Annotated in this window: 24 protein-coding genes; 12 read left to right on the top strand and 12 right to left on the bottom strand. The window is 44.8% G+C overall.

Going from position 1 to position 26,539, the window contains the following annotated elements:
- The first annotated feature begins 3 nt into the window (after window positions 1–3).
- Entirely contained in the window at window positions 4–852 is an 849-nt protein-coding gene (locus V1U08_RS01415) for a formate/nitrite transporter family protein (protein WP_020334836.1), read from the top strand.
- Between the two features lie 174 nt (window positions 853–1,026).
- Complete coding sequence (gene cobA / locus V1U08_RS01420) at window positions 1,027–1,797, top strand: uroporphyrinogen-III C-methyltransferase (RefSeq protein ID WP_330469707.1); 771 nt, start codon at window positions 1,027–1,029, stop codon at window positions 1,795–1,797.
- Here cobA and V1U08_RS01425 read toward each other — a convergent pair.
- The gene (locus tag V1U08_RS01425) at window positions 1,794–2,234 is read right to left on the bottom strand and encodes a DUF4174 domain-containing protein (protein WP_330469708.1); all 441 of its coding nucleotides are present in this window, start codon (window positions 2,232–2,234) and stop codon (window positions 1,794–1,796) included. The two genes, cobA and V1U08_RS01425, sit on opposite strands and share 4 nt — an antisense overlap.
- A gap of 119 nt (window positions 2,235–2,353) precedes the next feature.
- On the opposite strand from V1U08_RS01425, the gene V1U08_RS01430 reads away from it, so the two are divergent.
- Window positions 2,354–2,842: a LabA-like NYN domain-containing protein gene (locus V1U08_RS01430; protein WP_330469709.1), complete on the top strand. Its 489-nt coding sequence runs from the start codon at window positions 2,354–2,356 to the stop codon at window positions 2,840–2,842.
- A gap of 113 nt (window positions 2,843–2,955) precedes the next feature.
- Here the strand turns inward: V1U08_RS01430 and V1U08_RS01435 are convergent, their stop codons facing one another.
- On the bottom strand, window positions 2,956–4,287 hold the full coding sequence (locus V1U08_RS01435) for an anaerobic C4-dicarboxylate transporter (protein ID WP_014234181.1): 1,332 nt from the start codon (window positions 4,285–4,287) through the stop codon (window positions 2,956–2,958).
- A gap of 397 nt (window positions 4,288–4,684) precedes the next feature.
- Between V1U08_RS01435 and V1U08_RS01440 the strand changes: the two genes are divergently transcribed.
- On the top strand, window positions 4,685–5,434 hold the full coding sequence (locus V1U08_RS01440) for a siderophore ferric iron reductase (protein WP_330469710.1): 750 nt from the start codon (window positions 4,685–4,687) through the stop codon (window positions 5,432–5,434).
- Window positions 5,435–5,489: 55 nt separating this feature from the next.
- On the opposite strand, the gene V1U08_RS01445 is transcribed toward V1U08_RS01440, so the two are convergent.
- Entirely contained in the window at window positions 5,490–5,681 is a 192-nt protein-coding gene (locus V1U08_RS01445) for a DUF2986 domain-containing protein (RefSeq protein ID WP_065301140.1), read from the bottom strand.
- 162 nt (window positions 5,682–5,843) lie between these two features.
- On the opposite strand from V1U08_RS01445, the gene V1U08_RS01450 reads away from it, so the two are divergent.
- On the top strand, window positions 5,844–6,218 hold the full coding sequence (locus V1U08_RS01450) for a nitrous oxide-stimulated promoter family protein (RefSeq protein WP_330469711.1): 375 nt from the start codon (window positions 5,844–5,846) through the stop codon (window positions 6,216–6,218).
- 54 nt (window positions 6,219–6,272) lie between these two features.
- On the opposite strand, the gene V1U08_RS01455 is transcribed toward V1U08_RS01450, so the two are convergent.
- Window positions 6,273–7,433 (bottom strand): MFS transporter, encoded by a 1,161-nt coding sequence (locus tag V1U08_RS01455; RefSeq protein WP_014234185.1) that lies wholly within the window; start codon window positions 7,431–7,433, stop codon window positions 6,273–6,275.
- A 175-nt stretch (window positions 7,434–7,608) separates the two neighbouring features.
- On the bottom strand, window positions 7,609–8,043 hold the full coding sequence (gene trxC / locus V1U08_RS01460) for a thioredoxin TrxC (RefSeq protein WP_330469712.1): 435 nt from the start codon (window positions 8,041–8,043) through the stop codon (window positions 7,609–7,611).
- Window positions 8,044–8,211: 168 nt separating this feature from the next.
- Between trxC and V1U08_RS01465 the strand changes: the two genes are divergently transcribed.
- The gene (locus tag V1U08_RS01465) at window positions 8,212–9,306 is read left to right on the top strand and encodes a ketoacyl-ACP synthase III (RefSeq protein WP_330469713.1); all 1,095 of its coding nucleotides are present in this window, start codon (window positions 8,212–8,214) and stop codon (window positions 9,304–9,306) included.
- 43 nt (window positions 9,307–9,349) lie between these two features.
- On the opposite strand, the gene V1U08_RS01470 is transcribed toward V1U08_RS01465, so the two are convergent.
- From V1U08_RS01470 to V1U08_RS01490, 5 genes are all read right to left on the bottom strand, one after another.
- Window positions 9,350–10,675, bottom strand: coding sequence for a DUF1501 domain-containing protein (locus tag V1U08_RS01470; RefSeq protein ID WP_330469714.1), 1,326 nt, complete (start codon window positions 10,673–10,675; stop codon window positions 9,350–9,352).
- Window positions 10,676–10,684: 9 nt separating this feature from the next.
- On the bottom strand, window positions 10,685–12,244 hold the full coding sequence (locus tag V1U08_RS01475; protein ID WP_330470222.1) for a DUF1800 domain-containing protein: 1,560 nt from the start codon (window positions 12,242–12,244) through the stop codon (window positions 10,685–10,687).
- Between the two features lie 254 nt (window positions 12,245–12,498).
- Window positions 12,499–13,761: a hydroxymethylglutaryl-CoA reductase gene (locus tag V1U08_RS01480; protein ID WP_330469715.1), complete on the bottom strand. Its 1,263-nt coding sequence runs from the start codon at window positions 13,759–13,761 to the stop codon at window positions 12,499–12,501.
- A gap of 174 nt (window positions 13,762–13,935) precedes the next feature.
- A complete protein-coding gene (fdhD, locus tag V1U08_RS01485) occupies window positions 13,936–14,766 on the bottom strand; it encodes a formate dehydrogenase accessory sulfurtransferase FdhD (RefSeq protein WP_330469716.1) in 831 nt (276 codons plus the stop codon).
- A gap of 40 nt (window positions 14,767–14,806) precedes the next feature.
- A complete protein-coding gene (locus V1U08_RS01490; protein ID WP_330469717.1) occupies window positions 14,807–15,688 on the bottom strand; it encodes a LysR family transcriptional regulator in 882 nt (293 codons plus the stop codon).
- Window positions 15,689–16,317: 629 nt separating this feature from the next.
- Between V1U08_RS01490 and V1U08_RS01495 the strand changes: the two genes are divergently transcribed.
- Entirely contained in the window at window positions 16,318–18,642 is a 2,325-nt protein-coding gene (locus tag V1U08_RS01495) for an FdhF/YdeP family oxidoreductase (protein ID WP_330469718.1), read from the top strand.
- 103 nt (window positions 18,643–18,745) lie between these two features.
- Here V1U08_RS01495 and V1U08_RS01500 read toward each other — a convergent pair whose 3' ends face one another.
- Both V1U08_RS01500 and V1U08_RS01505 read right to left on the bottom strand, forming a co-directional pair.
- Window positions 18,746–20,449, bottom strand: coding sequence for an FAD-dependent oxidoreductase (locus tag V1U08_RS01500; RefSeq protein ID WP_330469719.1), 1,704 nt, complete (start codon window positions 20,447–20,449; stop codon window positions 18,746–18,748).
- Window positions 20,450–20,511: 62 nt separating this feature from the next.
- The gene (locus tag V1U08_RS01505; RefSeq protein ID WP_014234195.1) at window positions 20,512–20,697 is read right to left on the bottom strand and encodes a YgaP family membrane protein; all 186 of its coding nucleotides are present in this window, start codon (window positions 20,695–20,697) and stop codon (window positions 20,512–20,514) included.
- 177 nt (window positions 20,698–20,874) lie between these two features.
- On the opposite strand from V1U08_RS01505, the gene V1U08_RS01510 reads away from it, so the two are divergent.
- The 5 genes from V1U08_RS01510 (at window position 20,875) to V1U08_RS01530 (ending at window position 26,531) form a co-directional block, all read left to right on the top strand.
- On the top strand, window positions 20,875–21,183 hold the full coding sequence (locus V1U08_RS01510; RefSeq protein ID WP_014234196.1) for an ArsR/SmtB family transcription factor: 309 nt from the start codon (window positions 20,875–20,877) through the stop codon (window positions 21,181–21,183).
- Between the two features lie 72 nt (window positions 21,184–21,255).
- Window positions 21,256–21,675: a YeeE/YedE family protein gene (locus V1U08_RS01515; protein ID WP_020334851.1), complete on the top strand. Its 420-nt coding sequence runs from the start codon at window positions 21,256–21,258 to the stop codon at window positions 21,673–21,675.
- Window positions 21,676–21,685: 10 nt separating this feature from the next.
- Complete coding sequence (locus V1U08_RS01520) at window positions 21,686–22,141, top strand: YeeE/YedE family protein (protein WP_330469720.1); 456 nt, start codon at window positions 21,686–21,688, stop codon at window positions 22,139–22,141.
- Window positions 22,142–22,170: 29 nt separating this feature from the next.
- Window positions 22,171–25,479, top strand: a complete 3,309-nt coding sequence (locus tag V1U08_RS01525) for an efflux RND transporter permease subunit (RefSeq protein ID WP_330469721.1) — start codon at window positions 22,171–22,173, stop codon at window positions 25,477–25,479.
- Window positions 25,476–26,531, top strand: a complete 1,056-nt coding sequence (locus tag V1U08_RS01530; RefSeq protein WP_020334854.1) for an efflux RND transporter periplasmic adaptor subunit — start codon at window positions 25,476–25,478, stop codon at window positions 26,529–26,531. The genes V1U08_RS01525 and V1U08_RS01530 overlap by 4 nt, the downstream gene beginning before the upstream one ends.
- Window positions 26,532–26,539: the final 8 nt, after the last annotated feature.

Here is a 26,539-nt window from a genome sequence, read left to right on the forward strand (position 1 = left end):
TTCATGTCTACAGACTTTAAACCAGCTGAGTTCGTGCAAACTATGATCAACGTTGGTGAAGCAAAAACCAATACCAGCACTCGAGACCTACTGTTACGCGGTACGATGGCAGGTATTATTCTTTCTTTGGCGGTTGTAGTCGCGATAACGACCATCGTACAAACAGGAATGGGTGTAGTAGGGGCTTTGGTCTTCCCTGTTGGTTTTGTCATCCTAAGTGTAATGGGCTACGACCTGGTTACTGGCGTATTCGGCCTTGCTCCGCTGGCTAAGTTTGCAAACCGTCCGGGTATTACTTGGGGTCGTATTTTCCGTTGTTGGGGTCTTGTCGGTTTAGGTAACCTTATCGGCTCTCTTATCGTAGCTTACCTCGTCGCGATCTCTCTTACCGGTAACTTCTCATTAGAACTCAATGCGGTAGCGAAGAAATTTGTAGCGGTATCAACGGCACGTAGCCTTGGCTTTGAAAACATGGGCATGGACGGATGGATCACCTGCTTTGTACGCGGCATCTTCTGTAACCTAATGGTGTGTCTAGGCGTAATTGGTAACATGACTGCGCGCTCTGTATCTGGTCGTGTAGCGATGATGTGGTTCCCAATTTTCATCTTCTTCGCATTAGTGTTCGAGCATACCGTGGTAAATATGTTCCTGTTCCCGCTAGGAATGATTTTGGGTGCTGACTTTGGTATTGCAACTTGGTTGAACTTCAACCTTATCCCAACCATTTTAGGTAACATTGTTGGTGGCTTGGTGATGACATGTCTGCCACTGTACTTAACGCACGCAAAAACTGCACCTTCTCTAACTGCGGAAACAGAAGTAAAAGCAGAGCCTGCAATGGCTAAGTAATTCGCTTGTTATGGTCCCGCTACTTGATGGGTGGGGCCATTCTTTACTCTTAACTTTCGCTATATATTTTATAGGTTTAGAGATAAAAAGTAATAACTCCTTAGAGTGGTTTTAGCCCTAAGAGCATAGTGAGAGTGTTACTCTTTATATCTAAATTTCTCAATAGGCCATTTTATGACTACTATTAACACCTCGTTAAACAGCGGTTTTGTTTCACTTGTTGGCGCAGGGCCTGGCGACCCGGATTTACTCACCGTAAAGGGTTGGAAAGCGATTCAATCTGCAGATGTGGTGGTCTATGACCGATTGGTATCTAAAGACATTTTGGCGTTGGCGAATGCGCGAGCAGAAATGATTTACGTGGGGAAAAAGCTAGATTTTCACTGTGTGCCACAAGAACAAATTAACCAGATCTTGGTACAGAAGGCGCAGGAAGGTAAACGTGTAGTTCGCTTAAAAGGTGGTGATTCGTTCATTTTTGGCCGTGGTGGTGAAGAGTTAGAAGAGCTTGCCGAATACGGAATAAAATACGAAGTGGTACCGGGTATCACAGCGGCAGCTGGCGCAACGGCATACGCTGGTATTCCACTAACGCATCGCGATCACGCTCAAAGTGTTCAATTCATTACTGGTCATGTACAGAAAGATGGTCGTGAAATTGAGTGGCACTCTTTAGCGCAGTCAAATAACACCTTAGTGTTTTATATGGGGCTCAAACAGAGTGGGTATATCATGGACAAGCTCATTACACATGGTTTAGCGCCAGACATGTCATGTGCAATTATTGAAAATGGTACAAGGCCAGAGCAGCGTGTGCTTGTTGGCAAACTGAATGAATTATCTCGTATGGCTGCGCAGGCAGAAAGTCCGGCGCTGATCGTGGTTGGAAGCGTTACGCAACTTCATAACAAGTTGGCTTGGTTCCCCCAAGAGGTCAACGATTAAATTTTGCAGGGGCTGCTTTGGCTTCGCATTTCTTGCTTACGCATTGGCATTTCGTCAATTAACTCGTTGATGAATTGCCAGTCTGTCTCTGCGCCCCAGCGATACTTTTCTTGGCCATCTTTTCCAAGCAAAATAGCAGTGTATTCACCCTGTTTCACATCATATTTCTCCGGCAAAACAGAGACATCCAGTTCCTCTTTAATCCCCTTAGGAAACGTAAAACCATCTTCGGCAATGACCAAAGTGACGATGTCACGTTCTTCAAGTTCACATTCGTTCATTAGTGTTTCAAGTAGGAACTGTTTAACACGGGCATCGTTCGCTGGCGCGAAGAAAAGGACACTGCGATGCGGCCAGTATTGAGCGTAAGAGGGGTAGCTAAAGGTTGTCGGTGATACCAAGCCTAAAAGTAGTATCAAAATGATTGGTTTACTCATGACTGATCCTTTAAATGCTAACACTCTCGTTTATACGTTAAGTTTAGTGGAAATGGCTCATTGTGCTTTTTCGCAAACTGGCTTAGGGTAGGCAGCAAATAAACAACGTATAGAATTAAATGACTTCGGAAAGTAAACAAAAAATAGCGATTCTGGTTGATGTACAGAACGTGTATTACACCTGCCGTGAAGCCTACCGTTGCAACTTCGATTACAACCAGTTTTGGTATGTCGCTACGCAAGGTAAAGACGTTGTCAGCGCGAAGGCTTATGCCATTGCGAGTAATGATCCTAAGCAACGACAGTTTCACCATATCCTCAGAGGTGTTGGTTTTGAGGTAATGCTAAAGCCTTTTATCCAAAGACGTGATGGCAGTGCGAAGGGCGATTGGGACGTCGGTATTACTCTGGATGCAATCGAGATTGCGCCTGATGTCGATACAGTGATTCTTGTTTCTGGCGATGGTGACTTTAGTTTGCTGGTGGAGCGTATCCAGCAACGTTACAACAAGAAAGTGACAGTGTATGGCGTACCAAGGCTGACATCACAAACGCTTATTGACTGTGCAGATACTTTTGTTGAAATAGATGAGAATTTTCTGCTTTAAACACTAAGAAACAACAGATTATGGCTGGAGTGCAAGCGCCAGACATGAAAAAAGACGAGTCATTTCAGGCGTACACTTTGTACAATGACTCGTCTTTATTCAAATAGCAATAACTATGATGGGATGATCATTTGTCCTAATACGTAACCTAAGCAACAAGCACCAATCACACCAATCAGACCCACTGACATAAATGAGTGGTTGAAATACCATTTGCCAATCTTCGTCGTACCAGACGTATCAAAGTTAACGGTTGCGATATCTGAAGGGTAGTTAGGGATGAAGAAGTAACCGTATACTGCAGGCATCAAACCAATCAACAAGGCAGGATCAAGCCCCAAACCTAAGCCAACTGGCAGCATCATACGTGCCGTTGCGGCTTGCGAGTTTACCACTACAGACACGATGAAGAGCGCAAGTGCAAACGTCCACGGATAGTCGGTGACCATCGCCACAATGCCCGTTCTAAACTGAGGCATTGCGTATTGGAAGTATGTGTCCGACATCCAGGCGATACCAAAGATAGCGATGGCAGCCACCATACCCGATTTGAAAACGACACCATCAGGCACTTTACGAGGATCGGTTTTCGTTGCCAGCAGTATAATACCGCCAAAGCAGAGCATCATCATTTGGATGACGACCGCCATGCTGATTGGCTTTTCACCATCGACAATCGTACGAACTTCCGGCCACATCGCGATAACGACAATAACCAAGATAGCCGAAATGAACATAAGTACGGAATTACGAGCACTAGTCGGAAGCACTTCATCTAAAGATGTCGCGGTTGTGGTTAAGATCTTTTCACGCCACACCGGATCTTTCAGGCGATTTTGGTATTCTTCATCGTCTTCTAGCTCTTTACCACGTTTTAAGCTGTAAAGTGACATAAGCAATGTACCAAATAAGGTAGCTGGCACCGTTACAAGCAGAATTGAAAGCAGAGTGATTTCATGCTGAATATCCGATAACTGCGCTAAGTAGTAAACCACTGCGGCAGAAATTGGAGAAGCCGTAATCGCAATCTGAGAAGCAACAGAGGCAGCTGCCATTGGGCGCTCGGGACGAATACCATTTTTCAGTGCAACGTCACCAATGATCGGCATGATCGAATACACAGCATGGCCAGTACCTAACAAGAAGGTCATAAAGTAAGTAACAAAAGGTGCTATCAAGGTCACGCGTTTAGGGTTCTTACGCAGCACACGCTCGGCGACTTGAAGCATGTATTTCAAACCACCCGCAGCTTCTAGAATCGATGCACAAGTAACCACGGCTAATATGATTAACATTACGGTGACGGGCGGAGAGGTCGGCGGCATCTTAAAAATGAAGACTTCTATCACCAGACCGATACCAGAAACGACCCCAAGGCCGATACCTCCATAGCGTGAGCCGATATAAAGCATCACGAGCAAAAACAGAAACTCTAGATACAGCATGAGCAGATTTCCTTATTCAAAACAATTGCTTCCATTGTTTATCTATTCTCAGGAAAAGTACTTTATGTTGTTCACATTACCTTAGATGACGCAAAATAATGTTTAAGAACGAGCATTAACTCACGCTACAGACTCCATCTGTTAATGTACGTTTATCGATGTGTATGCATTGTGTTTATTATTTTGACGAGCTAAGGCATAAAAATGCGACGCACTTTAAATATATGTTGTGATTTAGCCTGATTTTTCGTAACCAAGTATGTCTGGATAGTCATTGTCGGGACTCACTTTCATGGAATTCGATGGCTTTATCCGTCAATGATAAAGAGAATGGTTTGCATTTGAATTAATGTTTGAGTATAAAGATACAGCCCATATACCATCAAACGGAATAGTCATGTCCGAATCATTCTTCCCACAACTTTTCCAAGCCACAAATGCGATAACGCCGTACCTGCATGGTGATTTAGGGAGCATAAGCGAAGGCGAGATTCATACTGATAACGACATTAACCCAATCATTCAGGATTTATATCAGCAGCTATCTGAAGCTTTTCCAGAAGCGGGCAGAGCTTACTGGCTGACCAGAACATGGGATTTATTATGTTGGCAACCAGTCTATGTGGCCTTGATATCCATATACCACTTTCATTCACTACCGAACCTGTATGGTATGGCTCAATCCGTTAAACCCTGCTTTGTCAGCGGTTATCGTTTTCAAGATGAATCACTTGTTCAGGGCGATCATCAGACGCTGATAAACACTGCTGGTTCGCAGATAAAATCACTTTTCGACTACTATCAAAATCAAATGAGTGAATGGACCCGTATTCGACCGGGGTTTACCCATCAATTAATCTCAGACGGTATTTTGGTTGGGTTAATGCGATTGCAGCAGCACTTTCCGCAGATGACAAACGCCATGATAAGAGAGCATGCCGTGTTATGGCTTCAGGCGCTTGATCTGGATACCAACAACGCGCTGTCACTTTATGAACCGTCTGTGGCTCTACCATTGAAATTAGTGAGAAAAAGTTGCTGTCTGGTTTATAAATGTGAAGGTAGAAAACTGTGCGATAATTGCCCTAGATTGGCAGAAAACAAAAAGCTAATTGCGGTGAAAAGTGACGAAAATCAACTTAGTTAATGGTTAATTAGTATAAGTTCTTTCTATATAGAAAAGCCGCTATAAGCGGCTTCTTTTATGCTTCGTCACTGACTTGCGTGGTTACGCTCTGTTCAGCTGACTCGGTCACTTGGTTTTGTTCTTCAGCTTCCATTTTGGCTCGCTCAGCCTTTGAAATATAGCGAGGCTTATTGCTCTTATGTAGCTTAGCGTTATGCTTTTTCTGTTTTGCCTTTAAGATTTGATTGATTTTCTTCTTGCGGTTCATGGTGCTGGTCCTTTAATTTAGCGAGGCAGGATAGTGATTTTTCCACTAAGTTACAACTTTAATGGGTTTCTGATTTAAAAAACCTGACCACTGAGCGACCGTCACTAAGTCTATTGAGTATAAATAGATTCTAATATCTAAACGTTTAATTTGGTTAATGTAATGAGTGATATTTTACTCGGCAAACTTGCCACCGAATTTAAAACCGTCAAAGCGATGGTGGAAGTGTATTGTCGGGCTAATCATGGTTCGAAAGGTGAGCTTTGCACTGAGTGCCGTGATTTACTGGATTACGCAGAAATGCGTCTTGATCGGTGTCCTTATGGCGAGAATAAGCCGACTTGCAATAAATGCCCAATCCACTGTTATAAACCTGAGCCGAAAGAACAAATGCGCTTAATAATGCGCTATTCCGGCCCGAGGATGTTGCTGAAACATCCTGTGTTAGCGATCAGACATTTGCTTCACGAAAAGCGAGGCGTTCCAGACAAACCTGCTACAAATGCATCGAATCGTTACAAGCGGCGGAGCAATTAAAAAACGAGAGCGACTTGCTCTCGTTTTTTGTATTCAGATTTTAGTAATAAATGATCAGAGACCAGCTGCCATTTGTTGTTTGGTTTTACTCGCCGCCAACAACATGTAAATACATGTCGCGACTAAAGTGGCAAATAAGTAACCTAACAAACCATGTACCTGACCCATGAAGCTGTCAGCTACGACAGGGCCTGCTACTGACCCGATGCTGTAGCTAAATAGCATTACTTGAGTCGCTGAAACAATAAAGCGCTCGTCTAGCCCTGCACAGCCTAAGTTGATCGCAACCGGGTATAGAGCGAATGTCGCTGCACCCAATAAGAAAAGCGATGCAGCAAGTACCGCCGTTGACGTTGAAATAAACGTGATACCGATAGAAAACATGCCTAACAGACAGAAAAATGCCATTAGTACTGTACGGCTCATGTACTTATTCAACGCTGTCACTAACGGTTGCACTGCCATACCACCTAGGATCACTAATGCCATTAATGTTCCAATTTCTTGGTGGCTGATTTGACGATTAATCAACTCAAGAGGCATCAGGCCATAAATCGCACCTAGTGTTAAACCAGAAACGATGCAGCCGATGATTGCCGCATGATTAAGCTTCATAATTTGTTTAAATGACAACGCAGTCGATTCGTGGCTGTTTGGTTGTTCACAGTCAACAAACTTAAGTACCAGTATTGCCATTAAGATTAACGTCGTGATGGCGATGAAAGGAACACCACCGCTCACGCCGAGTACGCCAATACCGAATTGACCCAAGGCTGAACCACCATAAAGTGATAGCATGTACAAGCTCAGACGCTTTGCACGTGAGGTTTCGTCACCAGACATTAGCCATGACTCAACGATCACAAAAACGCCAGCAACAGCGATGCCCGCGATAAAACGCGCAACTAGCCATACAAAGCCGTTTGCAAATACAGGCATTGCAACAATCGTTAGCGAGAAAGCCATCAAGCAAGCAATAAACGCGTTTCTGTGTCCAACGGAACGTACAATGCGTTCAAAAAAGATAGCACCCGTTAATAAACCGCCATAAAACACGCTTGCCAACCAACTCGCGTAGTCCGCAGAAATGTTGTACTCACCAAGCATTAAAGGTATCAGGCTCATTAAATAGCCAGAAGCTACCGCATATAGAGATAATGCGATGACAGGAACGGTGATACGTGGTGATGCTGGAAGGAAGGCTTTGTTTTCCACTGCTTTGCGCCTATTAGTTTATGTTTTACGGGTAGTTTATGGGCGCGAATATGAAGCTAATTATTTTGCAAGTAAAACGATAAATTTGAGTCGTATCGACAAATATTCTTTATCAAAAAGAGGTGGAATTTTGCGGAATAAAAAGCCAGCTAAAAGAGGTAGCTGGCTTGATAGGTCACTTAGTAACAGCTTGATTTAGCCACTGTTCGAACTGAGATTTAGGTAGCGCTCCGTTGAGTATATCAACACGCTGTCCGTTTTTGAAAACCATGATAGTAGGAATACTGCGAATGCCAAATTGAGCCGCAAGCTGTTGTTGTGCTTCTGTGTCAATTTTGACAAAACGAGCCGTTCCCGCTTTTTCCTCTGCGACATCTGAGAAAACAGGTGCAAAACCAACACATGGGTTACACCACGGAGCCCAAAAATCAACGACGACTGGTGTAGGGCTTTGTAATAGCGCGGAAAAGTTTTCCGTAGTCCCTTCTATAGGCGCACCATCTAAAAGCGAGCTTTTACATTTTCCGCAAGTCGCATTTTCTGCAACGCGCTCGTTGGGTACACGATTTAAACCGCCACATGATGGACAGCGAGTTTTAAACGATGACATGACTTCTTCCTTTATGACAACTTTGTGAAAACTTGACTTATCAGTCAGCTCCATAAAGCGTATAATTTTCTTCTTTACTTTGTACTTGCTACGAACTGGCAAGTCTTTATTTGAACCTACTTAGGTTCTAAGAAACTTAACTAAATTACAACAATAAATAGGTCTGTGATGTCAAATTACTACGCTGAAATTACAGGTTGGGGAAAATGTGTACCGCCAACTGTACTTTCTAACGATGATCTTAGTACATTCCTTGATACCTCTGATGAGTGGATTCGCTCTCGCACTGGCATCGAAAACCGCCGCATTAGTCACGTAAACACATCTGACATGGCAACAGTAGCCGCAAAGCACGCGTTAGCTCGTGCTGGTGTTGATGCGAGTGAGGTTGACCTGATTATCGTCGCGACGTGCTCACCCGATTCCCTAATCCCAAATATCGCATCGAAAGTTCAACAAAATCTGGATATTCGTTCTGCTGCATCTTTTGATTTAAATGCTGCCTGTACCGGCTTTGTATACGGTTTGGAAACGGGCACGCGTTTGATTCAGTCGGGAAATTACCGCCATGCCATTATTATTGGTGCTGAAAGGCTTTCTTTCTTCATCGATTGGGCAATGCGTGATACTGCCGTTTTGTTTGGCGATGGCGCAGGCGCTGTTGTTTTATCTAGAACTTACAAAGAGACTGGACTGTTACAATCTAAAATCGGTTGTGACGCAAAAGGACGCGACATACTTGCTGTGCCTAAGTTCGGTTCTTGTATGGATCGCTTTGCGGAAGATAACGGTTTCTGGGACTTCAACTTTGTAGGCCAAGAGATCTTTAAACGCGCAGTGAAGGGCATGGGCTTAGCAGCGAAAAACGTGCTTAAAGAATCTGAGCTCACAACCGAACAAATTGATGTTGTGATCCCTCACCAAGCTAACATTCGAATCATCCAGACCTTGTGTGATCTTTCGGGCATCCCACAAGAGAAAGCGTTTGTGAATATTCATAAGTATGGCAATACCTCAGCAGCAACGGTGCCAATTGCATTGTGTGAGGCGTTAGAGCAAGGCCGAGTCAAGCCAGGCGATAACTTGCTTTTAGCGGCTTTCGGTGCCGGTCTAACATGGGGTGCCGCCGTTCTTAAATGGGGTGACCGCGTAACGCCAATTGCGGAAAGTGACGCAGCGTTACCAGAGTGCGATAAATCCGCACTAGAATTACTTGAACGTGCAATCCGACTGTGTAACGAGCGTCGCCGTACCGAAGCATAATCTGGTTCATTAAGGGAGCAAATCTGCTCCCTTTTTTATGCCTCTAAGACATAAACCTAAGATTCGAGTCTGCAAAGTTGCGGATATTAGGAAATACATACTCCAATGCAGCGTTATCGCTGACACCCATCCATTGAGCAAGTGTGGCACCTACTTGGTCCGCCGCTACTTTCGGAATAAGTCTGCCTCTTGAATAGTCGTCCTGTCCACCCAGAACTAACTCGGGCCATGTACCAATAGGCTGGTTGCTGTTGACAGCGCCACCTAACAGCAGTTGATGTCCGCCCCAACCATGATCCGTGCCATTTCCATTTCCCGTCATTCGACGTCCAAAATCAGACATCGTAAAAGAGGTGACATTTTTGCTCATCCCCAGTTTATCGAGCGACTGATACATTGCGAATAAATTTGTGGCTAAGTCCTCTAATAACACCGGGTGTCTTGCGAGTTGTGAATCGTGAAGGTCATACCCGTTGTGCTTTACAAAAAATATTTGTCGTTTTTGGTTCATATCATTCTGGCTGGCAATTAGCTTAAATACCGTTTGCATTTGTTTGCCAAGTTCAGATGACGTGAAAAGGGGAGAATCTTGTATTTGGTTGAGCTGTTCAGAAAGTACGTGACTCATTGTCATCGACTCGTTAATCATGACATGAAAGTGATCACTGAAAGGGTTATTTGTACTTCCAGACAGTAATTGATTGTAAATCCCCTTGTAGACGAGATTATCGAGCGCGGACAGTTTAACGACTCGGTCCTTTTTTAATACTGTCTGTCGATGCTCCATCGCCCTTAACCAAAGTGACTCGCCATAGACACTATAAAGGGGAGTCACTTCAGCGTTTGAATTTAACACGTCTAAGATGCGGCCAGCCCAGCCCAAATTACGTGATGCCTCCATTCCGCCTCGCAGCCAGGAATCCGTCTGAGAGTTGTGAGAGAAAAGCTGTTCAGGCAAGGGTAACTCGCCAGATTCAATAGCTTGTTTGGTTAGAGGTTGATCGAGAATACCAGTATTGACGGCAATGTTAGCGTCACCACGTTCAAAAAGTGAAGAAAGCGCACCAAGCTGTGGGTGTAAACCCAAAGGTACCTTTCTGCCATTTGTGTCCAATACACTCAGTCCGGTAGGGACTATGGCATCTCTGGGAACGGCTAAAGCGCCTCTCACGTCTGAATACTGCTTATAGTGAAAATCTGACAATGGCAAAACCGTATTAATGGCATCATTTCCGCCCATTAAGTAGACACAAATAAGGGCGCGAAAGTCGTTTGTTGGCGAAGCGAGTGAATAGGCAGGCAGGCCCAAAGATGCAAAAGCCCCAAGGGATGCAGATCCTTTAATAAAATGACGTCGTGAATGATCCATCGTTCACTCCTAGTATTGAAGATAAAATTCTTCGCCTGAAATGGCGGTGAAGATAACGATTGAGAGCTTTGCTTTTGGCACATACTCGGATGGATAATCGTCTAGCACGTTAAGCATGAGTGTTATTAGCTCAGAAGATGCTGTACCAGCGAAGAACCGTTGATTGATCTGTTCGACGAGTGCTGGATGATCATCAAGCAGCGCATAAAGGTCATCGAGGTTAAGCGAATATGTGTTATCGCCTCCATCCCGAATATCAGTAAGCATAAAATTAACGATATCGGTATAAGCTGACCAATTAAGTAACTGATACTCTGGTGACACCATCGAAGACTGCATAAATTCGTTCGATGGCTGGTAATCTGGCGAGTAGAAGTTAAATACTGAAGGTGCGCGCAGTGGACCTTGGTTGGCGATATTCATAACGGTCGTGGCATCATCATATCGCGCACCTTTCAGAGTAAAGCCTGCGGCGCGATGAAAATTTGTCAGAACCAAAATAGGCTCTTTGACTTTTTTAGGTTGACGTTCAGTCCGCAGCGACGCTTCTTCATCCAGTAATATCGCTTTCATTACCGCGCTTAGATCCCCTTTGATTCCTTTACCATTGTCATTAAAAACCGTAGAAATACGGGTTACATACTCAGGACTTGGATTGGAGGTAACGAAACGCTGGATTAATCGTTTTGACACAAATGGCGCGATATTAGGATGGGACATTAAAATATCGATGACGCGGGATAGTTCCTCCTGACCAGTGAGCCCTGCCGGGAGAGTAGTATCTAAGATCTTCTTTTCGCCTGAGTCATGCAGTTTATTGATGACTTGCATAGGCTCTACAAAGTCAACATCGCTGCTTTTCCATCCGGTTAAAGCACGGGCAAGTTCCTGTACATCATTTTGTGTATAGCTCGGGATAGGTCTACCAGTATTGTTATCAACGACCGTACTTCCATCTATATTCAATTTGTATAGTCCGAGCGTGAACAACTGCATAAGCTCTCGGGCAAAGTTTTCATCTGGCAACGCACCGGTAGACGGGTTTTCTTTAGCACTTCCCATCATTGACAGGTAGTTTCCCATAACGGGATGCGTTGCGACTTCAAATAACAGATCGCGATAATTACCAAATGCGTTTTTTACGAGTACATCGTAATAGTTCGCTAAGCCAGCAGGTTTGCCAGACAGTACGCCTCCATAGCGGGAAACCACCAATATTTGACTGAGTGCAAAGGCCATTCGCTGCCTGAGTTGGTCTTCGGAACTGATGACGATTTGGTACCATGCATTTTCACGGTTGGCTTGTGCACCTTTGGAAAAAGGCGTGTTGAACAGAGGTTCATGATACGTAGGAGGGAGCTTTATTTGCTGATTGACCCAGCCTTCGACTCCTAGCTTTTCGACGGTTTTTATAAGAGCGGGTGTGGGGCCAAACGTGGTTTGATAAAGAATACGGGCAGTATCATCTGACGTTATACTTGCTGAATAAACAGGTTGTATCGAACACGCAAATGCCACAAACAACCCTAAAAACCAATAAGAAATTCTATTCTTTATATGACGTATCATCACTGACTCGCTTACCTGAGAAAGAGTATTAAGTAATCAACTTAGTGAGCGAGTATAGAGGTCTGGATTCGCCTAAAAAAAGCGTTCTGGGTGAAATTAGTACTATTTTAGGTAATTGAAGGTGAGTAGGGCGGCATGTACTCGTTGCTTGGGCAAGACCAACAAGTACATGAGCTAAATAGGGCTGGATAATTTATTGTTGTGGCAGAGTAAGCATCAAAGAAAGCAAATCTGCCTTGTTTGGCTATATGGTGTTATTTTCTTGCCAGTTTATGATGAGCACGGGAAAAGTGATCCGCACAAAATGCGCCAATAATTGATAGCTCACCCGCGAGACATAATGCAGCCGTGACTTCGGCAAGTGCCTTCGCTTTTCCGTTGCCATGTAAACCGAGAATATCGAGACAGGCTTTTTGTGTTGGCAACCCTGTACCGCCACCAACTGTGCCCACCATGATATTCGGCAACGTGACACTCGCGTAGAGATTGCCTTTTGAATCAACCTCCATTCGGGTAATACCTATCGCGGATTCAGCGACGCAAGCCGCATCCTGACCGCAGGCAATATAAAGTGCGGCGAGTGCGTTAGCGTAATGGGCATTGACGCCGATAGTGCCACTCAATAAACCACCCACGGTACTCATATGGGTAAACTGAGCCATTGATTCTGGCGTTGTATGCAGGTACTTCTTGACTAATTCTGCAGAAATCGTGACTTCGGCTGAAACTTTTTTACCACGTACAGACCGCAGAGTATGGGCATTTGGCTTTTTATCACCCGAGAGGTTGCCATCAAGAAAAGCTTGAACCGGCTTAACCGGACTGACCGCTAAAATATGATGGAACACTTGGTTAGTCGCTATGGTCACCATATTCTGACCAGAGGCATCACCGGTGACATATTCAAAAACTAAATAGACATGGTTGCCTTCTATATTGATGTTGATGTCTTTGAGTTTTCCGTGAGAGGTAGTCGACTCTGCAATCTGGCAAAAAGTGTCGAACTGGGTAGTGACCCAACTTACGAACTGTCCTGCTTCAGCTAAGTTGTTAAAGCCAAACACTGGAGTACGGCTCACACCTTCACTAAGTAGCAATGCACTGGCACCGCCTGCTGCAGTGATTAGGTTGGCGCCACGGTTGTAAGAAGCAACTAGAGCCGCTTCGGTGGTTGCAAGTGGAACTAAGTAGTCGTCGTTTGCATGTAAACCGTTTACTCGCAATGGGCCAGCAATACCAACGGGCACATTTACAGTGCCAATGAAATGCTCGATATTATTGGAATAGGACTCACAATGTTCTCGGGTAAAAGGGTCGAGAAGAAGGTCTTTATTCGTGGTCTGTTCCAGGACTGCCCAGCGACGGTTTAAGTGCTCATGCGATAGTTTTGGACTTAAACAAAGGCGCGTCGTTGGCTTGTGGAATTTCGGTTCTAATGCCGATTGGATTTTACTGCTAGTCTCAATATTAGAAAGAGCGGAGTGTTGGGCGGTATTATCTAGGTTTAACTTCGGCATACAAACGTTCACTGAAAAATCGAACCAGAGATTGTAGTGATTACAGCCTTGATTACAACGTTGATTATACGTTTTGCAACAAATACCACGGATAATCTTCGTTTATACGCGATAGGTTTAATATCTTGATAGGTGTTATCACTTAATCAAACCTCCACTGAGTATGCTCTTCGATTACGGCGCTGGGCTATAAAGTCTCGGTGCTCCGTGTTTTGGCAAGTGAATCAAATTGAGATGATTCCGTCTTGCCCATTCCACAGTTAATGCGGTTGGCGCGGAAAGGCAAACCAGAGTAGGGATGCGAGCGCGTACCGCTTTATGGATCAATTCTAAACTACAACGGCTAGTCATGATCGCAAACCCATTTTGTGATTCGATGTGATTATTCGCCAGCGCACCGATGAGTTTATCTAATGCATTGTGACGACCAATGTCTTCGCGACAGGACAAGATATTTCCCTGTAAATCAGCAAACAGTGCAGCATGAAGCGCTCCTGATTCACGAGCTGCATTTTGGTGTAAAGCGACTTTCTCTCTCAACCCTTCAAAAGCATCTGGGCGAGGGGGAAGAGAAGGGGAAAGCGGTTCTAGATCAGGTAAAGCTTGCTCTAACGCTTCGACCCCACAAATGCCACATCCGGTTGTCCCTGCAAGGTTTCTGCGCTGCGTTTTTAGAGACCAGAATGCTCGGTTGCTGATTTCGACTTCTGCATAATGCGATTCGTTGTCACCACCAATTTCAATATCTTTAATCTCTTTAAAGTCGTTGATGATTCCTGTGCTCAGACTGAACCCTTTAACAAAATCTTCTAAGTGCCCCGGAGTCACCATCATTACGGCTTGGCTAATCCCGTTATAACTGATAGCGAGCGCGGATTCACTGGCCAGCGAAGTTTGCTGCAGAGGGCGTCCGTCTTTCATTTCACGATAGTTAAACGCGTTTGGTTGAGGCGGAGCCTGGTTAAAGTCCGACAATTCAAAATAAGATTGAGTGGTACATCTCATGAAATCACCTCACGCTGGTCTAACTGATGCGTATTCGTTGTTAATTAAATATGGTTTTTGCGATTGAAAAGCACTGATCTGTGAGTGCAGAAAAAGGCTCTTGTTTACGTTTTAGTAAGCCTAAAGGCGCATGAACGGCGGCTTCTTCAATCGGTACAATACGAAGCGTATCGTTTAACTCTTCAAGGCCACAGTTTCTAGGCATAATCGCACAGCAAAGACCGCTGGTTACCGCCTGGACAAGGTGAAAGGTGGAGTTACTTTCAATGACCGTTTGAGGGACAAGCCCTTTGCTAATAAAGCTAATATCAATAGAGTGTCTGTAGTGCATCCCTTTTGATAGTAAGCCAAGCGGGATGCTATTGAGTGATTCCCACATTACTTCTGATTCGGCAAAATCAAAATAACGCTCGTCAAACAACACCCCCAGCTTTGTTGAGTCCAATTCAATAACGTCAAAATAGGCCGTGTTCACCTGGTCGACGTAGCACATACCCAAATCGAGTTGGTTTCGATTGAGCTGGTCTATGATCTGTTCCGTCGTCATTGAGAGGATCTGAAATTGCAATTCCGGAAACGCTTCAGCGAGTGGTTTAATCAGCTGCATAGGGTTTTGACTGGCTAAAGGCACCATACCCAGCCTAAGCGAGCCGACCAGTTGTCCTCTGCAGTTGGCGGCTTCAGCTTGTAAACCATCGTGAGCCGCTAACACGGTTTTAGCCCACGCTAAAATACGCTCTCCAGCTTCCGTGAATCCTTCAAAACGTTGACTTCTTTGGATTAATTCTAAGTCTAGCTCTTGCTCTAAACTTCTAATTCTCATCGAAAGTGTCGGCTGAGTAATGTGACACAATGCCGCCGCCTGACCAAAATGTTTGGTCTGCTCGAGTGCTATTAGGTATTTAAGTTGTTTGATATCCATCTTGGCTAACTTAACCTTGCTTTGTGAGTCACAGTAACGGGTAGCGCGATTTTAAAAGGCAATGTTTATGCGTTCTTTATCTTCATCAATATTTGAGTTACCTGTTTCTACTCTTCTTATGTCAAGAGGGAAAATGTACTCAAAATTGATCTAAATCAAGGCTATTCCCGATACTGATTGGGGTCAAATCTAAAGTATCTATAGGGTGATAGATAATGTCTATCGTAAATCGCATCGAAATTACTGAGTCGAGCGTGAGATCTCAGTTTAAATACCGCATAAAACGAATTCTCTGATAAATTCAATTGATGAAAAATGTGATGAATGTCTTGTCTTAAAGTCGTGATAGATTTTATTTATCAGCCGGTCAGGGATATCAATTGGACGCATACAAAGTAACGACTTAACCTTTGATTCAGATCAAAACACAGCATTAAAGATTGTGTCTGAACATTCTGAAACAGTAGACGGGTACCAGAACTCATACAATCTGGACAAGTAAAGTCTTACACATACAGAGCCTTTACTTGTCCAGATTGAAAACGCCCCTTCATGACTCCCGCGATTTTGCGCGCTTGTTTTCCCGGGCAGCCTGTTTGCTGTTGTTCCTATATACGAGGAGTAAAGTCGTGAGCCAAAAAGAAAGAATAAAAGAATACAAAGGTCCAGCAGGTGGTTGGGGTGCGCTCAAAGCCGTGACAAGAAGCTGGTGGGGAAGCGAAAATGCGGTGAAAAACATCCGCACCATGATGAAAACCAACCAAAATGGCGGTTTTGATTGCCCAGGATGTGCTTGGGGTGAATCACCAGAAAGCGGTAAAGTAAACTTTTGCGAAAATGGCGCAAAGGCTGTTAACTGGGAAGCCACCAATCGACTGGTTGATCCTGAGTTCTTCGCTAACCACAGTGTATCTTCTCTTTCTACTCAAACAGATTACTGGCTCGAATATCAAGGGCGTATTACACACCCAATGAAATACGATGCCGAGTCTGATCACTATGTTCCAGTTTCTTGGGAAGAGGCTTTTCAGTTAGTGGCAAAACACCTAAATGATCTGGAATCGCCACACCAAGCGGAGTTTTACACCTCCGGCCGCGCCAGCAATGAAGCCGCGTTTTTATATCAATTATTCGTACGTGCATTTGGTACCAATAACTTTCCTGATTGCTCAAATATGTGTCATGAAGCCAGCGCGCTTGGCATGAAAGACACAGTTGGTGTAGGTAAAGGCACGGTTATCTTTGATGACTTTGAAGAAGCGGACGCGATTTTCGTTATTGGCCAAAACCCGGGAACCAATCACCCACGCATGCTGGAGCCGTTACGTGAAGCGGTGAAACGCGGTGCACAAGTTATCTGTTTCAACCCATTAAAAGAGCGTGGTTTGGAGCGCTTCCAAAACCCACAAATGCCGATAGAAATGCTCAGTAATGGTTCAGAGCCGACGAATACAGCATATTTGCGTCCTGCACTGGGTGGGGACATGGCAGTGTTTCGTGGTATGGCTAAGTTTTTATTGCAATGGGAACGTGAAGCATTAGAAACCGGTGGTAAAGCCGTGTTCGATCGTGAATTCATTGAACAGCATTCCATTGGTATCGATGACTACTTAGCTGAAGTCGATGCCACTTCATGGGAGCACATCGCTGAGCAATCTGGATTAGATTTAAGCGAAATCGAAACGGTCGCTCGCATGTATTTACGCGCTGAGCGTGTGATCATGTGTTGGGCAATGGGTTTGACGCAACACCGTCACTCCGTGCCAACGATTAAAGAAGTGGCCAATGTACAAATGTTACGTGGTAATGTTGGTAAGGCGGGCGCAGGTCTTTCTCCGGTACGTGGACACAGTAACGTTCAGGGTGACCGTACAATGGGTATCGATGAAAAGCCATCCGACCAACTGCTTGATAGCATTGAGCGTCGATTCAACTTCGAAGTGCCGCGTGGTGTAGGTCACAACACGGTTCAAGCTATTAAAGCAATGGAAGAAGGCCAGGCGAAAGTATTTATTGGTTTAGGCGGCAACTTTGCCCAAGCGACACCGGACACCGAACGTACTCACGATGCAATGCGAAACTGTAATCTGACCGTTCACATTTCGACTAAGCTCAACCGTTCGCATTTAGTGACTGGTAAAGATGCATTGATTCTGCCTTGCTTGGGGCGCACTGAAATTGATACTCAAGAAAACGGGCCACAGGGTGTAACGGTTGAAGATACTTTCAGCATGGTGCACATCTCTTATGGTCAGTTGAAACCTCGTTCTAAAGCCTTACGTTCAGAACCCGCAATCATTGCAGGTATTGCGAATGCGACGCTAGGCACGCATCCAATTGATTGGAACTGGGTGATAGAAGATTATGATCGAATTAGAGATCTTATCGCTGACACAATTCCTGGGTTCACAGACTTCAACAGTAAGCTTAAAAATCCGGGTGGTTTCCATTTGGTGAACCCAGCCGCTGAGCGCAGATGGAATACGGCGAGTGGCAAAGCACAGTTTAGCGACAGCGAACTACCAAAACAGTTGATCAGTGAAGCTCTATTAGAAAAAGGTCAGAAGCCTGATCTTATTCTGCAAACCATGCGCTCTCACGACCAATACAACACAACGTTATATGGTTTAAATGACCGTTATCGTGGCGTTTTTGGGATGCGAGAAGTCTTGTTCATCAATGAAGCGGACATCAAAAAGCTTGGTTTTGAATCAGGCGACAAAGTGGACATGGTGTCATTGTGGGAAGATGGTGTAGAACGTCGAGTGAGCGGATTCACGCTGGTTGCGTATGATGTTCCTGCTGGCCAGGCTGCCGCATACTATCCAGAAACTAACCCATTGGTGCCGCTGGATAGCTATGGGGACAGAACCTTTACGCCAACTTCTAAGTTCATTGCAATTAAGTTGGAGAAATCCACATCAGATGAGATAGCGCTTATTGAAACAGAATAGATAACTAACATAGCACTACAAAATTCGGGATAAGAAAAACGGCTGATAATCACTATCAGCCGTTTGTTTTTTTACTTACTCGTACTCGCTATTGACGCGTCAATTAAGCTTTAGCGAACTTGTAAGTGCGGTAACCACCAATCAGGTTACGTGCTTTAAAGCCATTGTTGACGAGCTGGCGGTACGCGACGTTACCACGCAGACCAACTTGACAGTAAATCACAATTTCTTTGTCTTTTGGTAGCTCGTCCATACGGTGACGTAATTGATCGACAGGAATGTTGATAGCATCTTTAATAAAACCAACACTCTCAAGCTCACCCGGGTTACGTACATCAAGTAACACCTGGTCATCAGTCAGTGAATCCATCTCATCGTAATGAATCGCGGTTGCATCACCTTTGATGATGTTATTGGCAACAAATGCCGCCTGGTTAATCACGTCTTTCGCACTGCCGTAAGGTGGCGCGTAGGTCAGTTCTAAGTGCTGTAACTGTTCAACCGTCATGCCAGCACGCTGAGCCACTGCCATCACGTCGATACGCTTATCGATACCATCTTTACCTACGGCTTGAGCACCTAAAATTTTGCCTGATTTTGGATCGAACAGCATTTTGAACGACACCACTTCTGCGCCAGGGTAGTAGCTCGCGTGGCTTGCGGTATGAACGTACACTTTGTCGTAATCAATACCCGCACGTTTCAGCTGTTTCTCATTTTTACCGGTTGAAGCAACAGCTAAGTCAAAGATCTTACAAATCGCCGTACCCTGTGTACCTTGATAAGTTTCACTGCGACCTAACATGTTATCTGCAGCCATGCGGCCTTGACGGTTTGCAGGGCCAGCTAGCGGTACCAATGTTGGTTCGCCAGTGACAAAATCTTTTTCTTCTACTGCATCACCAACTGCATAAATCGAAGGATCGCTGGTTTGCATGTATTCATTGGTAGAGATACCACCTAGGGCACCGATTTCTAAGCCAGCTTCTTGGGCAAGCTTGGTCTCAGGACGAACACCAATCGCCATGATGAGAATATCAGTCGTCAACTTCTCACCATTATTAAGTGTTAGCTCCAGTTCGCCTTCTAAGTGTTGGTGCTTTTCACTTTCACCGGAGTCAAAGCTGGCAACATGTTCGTTAGGTACGAACTGAACAGACTCAAGTGCCACGCCAAGTTTTAGATCGATGCCTTTATCTCGAATTTCAGCGTGAGCAAATCCCGCCATTTCACGGTCAACGGGCGTCATGACTTGGTCAGCCATTTCAATCAGAGAAGTTTTGATACCTAGCTGATGGAACGCTTCCATCATCTCTAAACCGATGAAGCCGCCGCCTACAACAGTCGCATGTTCTGGTTTGTTCATTTGGATCGTTTCAATAATGCGATCCATATCTGGAATATTACGCAGCGAGTGAGTGAGATGATTATCAAGGCCAGGAATTGGCGGAACGATAGGCCCTGCGCCTGGGCTAAGCAGCAAGAAGTCGTACGATTCTTCGTATTCAGAACCATCAATTAGGTTCTTAACCACGATGGTTTTATCCTGACGGTTTACCGATATTACTTCATTCATCACGCGAACATCGACATTGAAGCGCGCTAGGAAGCTTTCTGGCGTTTGTAGTAAGAGTTTACTGCGTTCTTGGATATCGCCACCAATGTGGTATGGCAGGCCACAGTTTGCAAAAGACACGAATGGACCGCGCTCAAACATGATAATTTCTGCGTCTTCACTCAGACGACGAGCACGCGCTGCTGCAGATGCGCCACCAGCGACACCACCGACGATTAAAATCTTAGTCATTATTAACTCCAAGCTTTAGGATGAGCTGACTTACATTGTAGAGCCAGCTCGAAACATCTAGGTTATCTAAAACCAAATTTCTTTAAAAAGTAAGCGGCAGGACAAATTCCGGTATACGCACTCTGAATTAGGTTAGCGCCAATAAACACAGTAAACCAAATGAAGTTACTGTGAACGAATACGGTGAGTAAAACCGAAACTAAAATCATAGTGCCGGCAAATACTCTTACAGCATTTTCTAACGTCATAACTCTTCTCCTTAGAACTGTTTAACTGAAACAGCCATCCTTTAATATGCTCACTATAAACACCTAAATTAGAATTGTCTAATGTTAATTTAACTAAATTCACAAAAGCTAATTTAGTGTTGACTAAACATTATTATTTAGTAATATCTAATTTAGTTTTTAATGTAGAGGTGAGTCATGAGCGATACAGCAATGGACATAGCGGCGATGAAAGGCAGCGCAGTTGAAGCCGCAGATCTACTTAAAGTAATGGCGCATCCAGAAAGGTTGATGGTGTTGTGCCAATTGACCCAAGGAGAGGTTGGTGTAGGGGAGCTACAAAAACACTCCTTTTTGAGTCAATCCGCCTTTTCACAACACTTAACGGTGTTGCGTAAACACAATTTAATCAGCGCTCGGAAATCATCACAGCAGGTGTTCTACTCGTTAGCTGAACCGAGAGTTGAGTCATTAATTAAAGCACTGCATGGCGTTTTTTGTAGTTAAGTCGTTAAACGCCTTTTCGGTGGTTAATAACCTAAAATCAATAAATTAAATGAAAATCTATAGAGGTAAGTAATGTTAGACGTTATTCCATGGGAATCGTTGTTTGGTGGCATTTTATTGGGAGTTTCTGCCACGGTTTTGTTGTTGGTTAACGGCAAGGTTGCCGGTATCAGTGGAATTATGAATGGCATTATGTCACCGAAGAAAGGGGATTATTCATGGCGACTTCTGTTTGCAGTTGGCATGATTGTCGGTGGCTTTGTGAGTGTTTTATTACTCGGCGTAGCAGTACCAAGTACAGCAAATCTTTCAATGGGTTTGGTATTAGCGGCGGGTTTACTTGTTGGTATTGGAACCAGACTAGGTAACGGATGTACCAGCGGTCATGGCATTTGTGGCATTGGGCGTTTGTCTAAGCGCTCTATCGTTGCAACATGCGTATTTATGGCTGTTGCTGGCTTGACCGTTTTTGTTCGACTTCACCTAGTTTAAGAGAGATTCCATGAACAACACTATTTTTCGAATTACTGCGCTGGTAAGCGGTGTTTTATTTGGCATAGGTATGGCTGTTTCTGGGATGATCGATCCCGCGAAAGTTGTTGGATTTTTAGATATTTCAGGAAACTGGGATCCAAGTTTAGCTTTTGTGATGGGCGGCGCACTGGCAGTGTTTATGCCAAGCTATTTTTTACTTATCAAGCCGAGAAAACAATCAGTTAGTGGTGCAGAAATGTGCACTCCTACGAACACAAAGATCGATGCTCGATTGTTGTCTGGAGCTGCGATTTTCGGCCTAGGCTGGGGATTGGCTGGTATTTGTCCTGGTCCTGCCGTGGCAAGTTTGGCGTTAGGTAATGTCAGTATTGTTTTGTTCTTTGTTGCAATGTTAGCAGGCTCAATGTTTGCGAAATTGGTCATCAATGCTCGCGAAGAGAAGATGAAAACAGCCAAAGCATAAATTATGTAATCTAAATTGGAGGGAAAAGGATGCCCGGAAATAAAGAGCGAAGCTTTGTTCAGTCTGTAATGAACAGCTTTTTCCCTCCGATCATGATCCTACTGGCCTTTATGGTCGGCGCGGCGGCGTTGTGGCTCACGCCAAAAGAAGAAGATCCTCAGATAGTGGTACCCATTGCCGATGTTTTGGTATCCGCGCCGGGTTTGAGTGCTTCACAAGTCGAAAATCAAATCACCGAACCGTTAGAGAAACTTGTCAGCCAGATCGATGGTGTGGAATACGTTTATTCCTCGTCGATGGAAGGGGCCGCGCAAGTCATTGTTCGCTTTTATGTGGGTGAAAATCGCGAAGACGCGTTAGTTAAGCTCTACAACAAACTTTACTCCAATCAAGATAAAGTCCCATCGTCTGTAGCCAGTTGGTTAGTCAAGCCAGTCGAAATCGATGACGTGCCTATCGTCGTTGCAGCGCTTTATTCGACTGACCCTTCGACGCTAGATCGTCATCAACTTAGAAGAATCGCGGATCAAGCGACTTTAGGCATCAAATCACTTGATGCGACAAATAAAGTCGAGGTTATTGGCGGAGAACCTAGAAAAGTTCAGATTGAACTTGATACCGTCGCAATGGCGAATTTTAAAGTCACCATTGACGATCTTGAGCAAGCCATCCAATACAGTAACACCAAAACTCAGGGTGAAAATATTAGGGTTAATGGCCGCAATTTCACTTTAGAATCCGGACAATTTCTTACCAGCTCAAAGGACGTTGGGAATCTCGTCATCGCGGTGCTAAATGGCAAGCCTGTTTACTTAAAAGACGTGGCGAGAATTTATGATGGTCCGGGAGAGGCCACATCCGATACCTGGTATAGAGATAAAAATAGCGGCCAAGCGCTACCTGCTGTCTTTATCTCGGTCGCTAAGCAAAAAGGTTCCAATGCGGTTCACGTCGCTCAAGCAGTCAATGATAAATTAGCTCAGCTTGAATCTGATCAGTTCCCACCTCAAGTTCAGGTTGCCATCATTCGCGACTACGGTGAAACCGCAAACGCAAAAGTGAACAACTTGGTTTCCAGCCTTGGTATATCAATTTTAACCGTTGTGGTATTCGTTGGCTTATTCCTAGATTGGCGAAGTGCACTGGTTGTTGGGATCGCAATTCCGATCAGTTATGGTGCTGCGCTGGGGATGGACTTACTTTTTGGTTACTCCATCAATCGGGTTACGCTGTTTGCATTGATCTTAGCGCTCGGTTTGATCGTTGATGATCCTATCGCCAGTATCGATAACATTGAGCGTTACTTAAAGCGTAAGGATTTGACCCGCACTAAAGCAATTGTTCTGGCCATGGCTGAAATTCGTAGCGCGCTATTAATGTCTACCGTGGCGATTGTTATTGTGTTCACGCCAATGTTTTTTATCACAGGAATGATGGGGCCGTACATGGCGCCGCTCGCCTTCAACGTACCGATCAGTGTGATGTTCAGTACGGTTGTGGCGTTTATGATAACGCCTTGGCTTGCGAAGAAAATACTTACTGGCGCTCAGGACAGCGGTCATTACGATATCCAATCGTCGACCATGTATCGTTTATACCGTGGAGTATTAATACCGTTATTGGAAAGCCGTAAAAAAGCTTGGGCTTTCCTTGGATTAGTTGCATTTTTGTTTGCACTCGCCGCGTTGTTGCCTGCATTACGTTTGGTGCCACTCAAACTTCTTCCATACGACAACAAAAACGAATTCCAGCTTGTGTTAAACATGCCAGAAACGTCAAGTTTTGTAGATACTTCCAATGCGCTATCCAGTTTTTCTGACTATCTGATGACGGTGCCTGAAGTAACCAGCGTGTCTGGTTTTGCAGGAACGGCTTCACCAATGGATTTTAACGGCATGGTTCGCCATTACTTTATGCGCAGCGAGCCATACCAAGGTGAACTGCGCATTGTATTAGCGCCGAAAAAACATCGTTCTATGCAGTCACATGAAATTGTTACTCGTCTGCGAAGTGATTTAGAACAAATAGCGAAACGCTTTAACGCAGACATTCAATTAGTAGAGGTACCGCCAGGTCCTCCGGTTATCGCGACTATTACGGCTGAAGTTTATGGCGACGAAACCACCTCTTATGAGGAGTTGATGGTTCAAGCTGAGAAAGTAGCGGATCGCCTGCGCAAAGAACAGTTAGTATCAGAGGTAGATACGAGCGTTCAGGGTGACTTAGAAACGTGGCAGTTTGTGGTCGATCAGGAGAAAGCTGCGCTATCCGGTGTGTCTGTCGCTGAGGTGAATAACACGTTAATTACGGCGGCGAATGCTAAAACTCTTGGTCACATTGCTGATGGTCGGGAATTAAATCCTTTGCCGATTGAAGTTCAACTTCGTCGTGAAGACAGAGACGATTTAAACCGATTAGAACAACTGTATGTTCGTGGAAGACCTGGGATTGCAAAAGTGGAAATGGGCGGCGCGGTGGTGGATGCTCCGCAACCCGTTGTTCAGCTCTCAGAAATTGGTCAATTTGTTAAACGTCCAGCGGATAAACCGATATTCCATAAAAACCTTAATCCTGTTGTTTATGTGTATGCCGAAGTAGTAGGGCGTGTGCCTGGTGAGATCATCGCAGATGTCATCGCGGATCAAGATATTGATCATGCCAGTGATGCACATGTTAATTGGCAGGATCGCACATACTTAAACAACGGTGCTGGTGTTGCCTGGAGCGTTCCGGAGAACATTAATGTCGTATGGAGTGGTGAAGGTGAATGGAAGATTACGGTTGATGTATTCCGCGACCTTGGCATTGCTTATGGTGCAGCGTTACTGGGCGTATTCGTGGTTATGTTGATTCAGACTGGCTTACCTGCGGTTTCTGGGATCATAATGCTGGCTATTCCATTGACGGTTATCGGTATTATGCCGGGATTCTGGATATTAAATGTCTTAAGCAATGACATTGGTAACTACCCAAATCCTGCGTTATTTACAGCCACGGCGATGATTGGGATGATCGCACTAGCCGGTATTGTTGTGCGGAATTCATTAGTGCTTATTGAGTTTATTCAGCAATCTCTCGAATCTGGCAGCAGTTTGCACGACGCACTAATCGAATCTGGTGTGGTTCGTATGAGACCGATACTGTTAACGGCGGGAACCACGTTGTTGGGTAACATCGTTATTACGCTCGACCCGATTTTCAATGGCCTCGCCTGGGCAATCATATTCGGGATTACGGCCTCAACAGTGTTTACTTTGCTTGTTGTTCCGGTGGTATATAACCTCGCATACCAGAATACCAAAGGACATGGATTGCCTCAGATGGAGGAAGAACAATGAAATTAGATAACAAATTGCTGGGCATTATTTTAATTATCTTGCTCGCGCTTCTTTTTCTTTATATGGCTGGTTTTTTCTCCGAAAAGTTACCCACTGAGCATTCTGCGAAAACCAACGTGATTGATGTTAACTCTGTACAAACGCACGAGATGATACTGACCAGTGAGCCTGTTGTTCGCGAGTTTCCGGGCGTCGTTGTCGCAGATCAGCAAGCTGATATTGCCGCACGATTGACCGCCTCAGTTGTTGAAGTGTTGGTTAAAGTAGGTGACAGAGTTAAACAGGGAGACGTATTAGCGCGCTTAGAAAGTGACGACTTAGACGCACGAGTTCGTCAGAGCGAGCAGGCGTTGTCTTCTGCACAAGCGCAGCTTAACGCCGCTCGCAAAGAGTTCTCACGCGTTAGGACGCTGTTAAACAGAAAACTGATACCACAGTCGCAGTACGACCAGGCAGAAAGTACATTGCAAACCGCACAAGCCAACTTCAACCGCTCTCAGGCTGCCGTCTCTGAAGCTGAGACGACCTTCGGGTACAGTATTATTACTGCGCCATTCGACGGTTTGATTACGCAGAAGCCGATCAATAAAGGGGATACCGCCACACCCGGGTCACTTTTGCTCTCGATGTACAATCCTGACTCGCTTGAAATAGAAGTTAACTTTGCCGAGTCAGTCATGCCTTACGTGAACTACGATAAGCAGGTTGAGGCCGTATTTCCTTCTTATGATGTGACGGCTTCGGCGACTATCAAAGAAGTGACACCGTCTGCTGATGCGAATTCACGCAGTTACACAGTCAAATTGCAATTTGAATCTCCGACCTCTGTGTACCCAGGTACCTTTGCAAAGGTTGCGCTGACCTTAACGGACGACGTGGTTCTAAGAATACCGAAAGACGCCGTATATCAAGTTGGCCAGTTGGATTATGTCAAGGTGTTGCAAGACGGTGGTGAAGTCGAAACGCGTTTAATTCAGTTGGGCGAGTTGGACAGAGTAAGGACAGGATTGAAGCAAGGCGATGTCGTCATTCTCAATCCGAGACAGCTTTAATTTTTGTT

Origin of the sequence: Vibrio sp. YYF0003, assembly GCF_036350715.1 — a bacterium.
GTDB classification, from domain to species: domain Bacteria; phylum Pseudomonadota; class Gammaproteobacteria; order Enterobacterales; family Vibrionaceae; genus Vibrio; species Vibrio natriegens.

Excerpts from the sequence above, each read along its gene's own strand:
- V1U08_RS01415 (WP_020334836.1), top strand. The coding sequence starts at position 4 with ATGTCTACAGACTTTAAACCAGCTGAGTTCGTGCAAACTATGATCAAC.
- cobA (WP_330469707.1), top strand. The coding sequence starts at position 1,027 with ATGACTACTATTAACACCTCGTTAAACAGCGGTTTTGTTTCACTTGTT.
- V1U08_RS01425 (WP_330469708.1), bottom strand. The coding sequence starts at position 2,234 with ATGAGTAAACCAATCATTTTGATACTACTTTTAGGCTTGGTATCACCG.
- V1U08_RS01430 (WP_330469709.1), top strand. The coding sequence starts at position 2,354 with ATGACTTCGGAAAGTAAACAAAAAATAGCGATTCTGGTTGATGTACAG.
- V1U08_RS01435 (WP_014234181.1), bottom strand. The coding sequence starts at position 4,287 with ATGCTGTATCTAGAGTTTCTGTTTTTGCTCGTGATGCTTTATATCGGC.
- V1U08_RS01440 (WP_330469710.1), top strand. The coding sequence starts at position 4,685 with ATGTCCGAATCATTCTTCCCACAACTTTTCCAAGCCACAAATGCGATA.
- V1U08_RS01445 (WP_065301140.1), bottom strand. The coding sequence starts at position 5,681 with ATGAACCGCAAGAAGAAAATCAATCAAATCTTAAAGGCAAAACAGAAA.
- V1U08_RS01450 (WP_330469711.1), top strand. The coding sequence starts at position 5,844 with ATGAGTGATATTTTACTCGGCAAACTTGCCACCGAATTTAAAACCGTC.
- trxC (WP_330469712.1), bottom strand. The coding sequence starts at position 8,043 with ATGTCATCGTTTAAAACTCGCTGTCCATCATGTGGCGGTTTAAATCGT.
- V1U08_RS01465 (WP_330469713.1), top strand. The coding sequence starts at position 8,212 with ATGTCAAATTACTACGCTGAAATTACAGGTTGGGGAAAATGTGTACCG.
- V1U08_RS01470 (WP_330469714.1), bottom strand. The coding sequence starts at position 10,675 with ATGGATCATTCACGACGTCATTTTATTAAAGGATCTGCATCCCTTGGG.
- V1U08_RS01475 (WP_330470222.1), bottom strand. The coding sequence starts at position 12,244 with ATGATACGTCATATAAAGAATAGAATTTCTTATTGGTTTTTAGGGTTG.
- V1U08_RS01480 (WP_330469715.1), bottom strand. The coding sequence starts at position 13,761 with ATGCCGAAGTTAAACCTAGATAATACCGCCCAACACTCCGCTCTTTCT.
- fdhD (WP_330469716.1), bottom strand. The coding sequence starts at position 14,766 with ATGAGATGTACCACTCAATCTTATTTTGAATTGTCGGACTTTAACCAG.
- V1U08_RS01490 (WP_330469717.1), bottom strand. The coding sequence starts at position 15,688 with ATGGATATCAAACAACTTAAATACCTAATAGCACTCGAGCAGACCAAA.
- V1U08_RS01500 (WP_330469719.1), bottom strand. The coding sequence starts at position 20,449 with ATGACTAAGATTTTAATCGTCGGTGGTGTCGCTGGTGGCGCATCTGCA.
- V1U08_RS01505 (WP_014234195.1), bottom strand. The coding sequence starts at position 20,697 with ATGACGTTAGAAAATGCTGTAAGAGTATTTGCCGGCACTATGATTTTA.
- V1U08_RS01510 (WP_014234196.1), top strand. The coding sequence starts at position 20,875 with ATGAGCGATACAGCAATGGACATAGCGGCGATGAAAGGCAGCGCAGTT.
- V1U08_RS01515 (WP_020334851.1), top strand. The coding sequence starts at position 21,256 with ATGTTAGACGTTATTCCATGGGAATCGTTGTTTGGTGGCATTTTATTG.
- V1U08_RS01520 (WP_330469720.1), top strand. The coding sequence starts at position 21,686 with ATGAACAACACTATTTTTCGAATTACTGCGCTGGTAAGCGGTGTTTTA.
- V1U08_RS01525 (WP_330469721.1), top strand. The coding sequence starts at position 22,171 with ATGCCCGGAAATAAAGAGCGAAGCTTTGTTCAGTCTGTAATGAACAGC.
- V1U08_RS01530 (WP_020334854.1), top strand. The coding sequence starts at position 25,476 with ATGAAATTAGATAACAAATTGCTGGGCATTATTTTAATTATCTTGCTC.